The organism is Thiolapillus sp. (assembly GCF_048562965.1).
GTDB classification, from domain to species: Bacteria; Pseudomonadota; Gammaproteobacteria; order Chromatiales; family Chromatiaceae; genus Thiolapillus; species Thiolapillus brandeum_A.
In genome coordinates this window covers 1-579 of record NZ_JBHNMF010001526.1, presented here as the reverse complement: position 1 = coordinate 579, position 579 = coordinate 1, and the positions used below count along the sequence as shown (strand labels likewise).

Annotated in this window: 1 protein-coding gene and 1 pseudogene; both read right to left on the bottom strand. The window is 53.0% G+C overall.

The features are described 5' to 3' along the window. A partial coding sequence (locus tag ACOCD2_RS25310) for a putative quorum-sensing-regulated virulence factor (protein ID WP_294032165.1) occupies positions 1 to 79 on the bottom strand: 79 nt, incomplete at its 3' end. A gap of 207 nt (positions 80 to 286) precedes the next feature. Then, a pseudogene (locus ACOCD2_RS25305) lies at positions 287 to 579 on the bottom strand (arsenite oxidase large subunit); the annotation flags it as partial.

Below are 579 nucleotides of genomic sequence, written 5' to 3'. Positions count from 1 at the left end.
CGATCAGTACCCGCCCCTGGTACTTGCCAAAAGGCATGGGCGTTTTGGCCAACTTCAGGAGGTCTTCCTTGTCGAACATGATGAGAATACGGCCTGTGTTTGATTGTATTGGTGTATTTAACCACAACAAACGCCAATCCTGCGTATACCCCCCATGGATCGAGGAAATACTGGCAATGCCGGGGCATTTTCAGTGCCCTGCGCCAGCGGCATACCGACCATCCCTGGACACAAAAAAAAGGGCGGCCAATGGCCGCCCCTGGGGATTTCCCGGTAAGCCGGGAGGTTAGACTACATTGCGTGGTGCAAAAGACATGTGAGTAAACTCATGCTTGTACTTTGATTCGCCGATCTTCCTGACCCGGGCAACACCCATCTTGTAGTTGTAGTTTCCGCTGATCTGGTCAGGCACCTGGCCCTGCAGCGCATTGGAAGGCTGGTTGGTATTGAGGAAGTAGGAATACATGGTTCCCTTCTTCACGTGAGGCGTGACGATGGCCACCGCTTCTACCGCTGCCTTGTTCAGGTCGATCCAGCCATTCTTCAGCAGTTCCGCAAAATTGAAGTCGGAACTGTGCA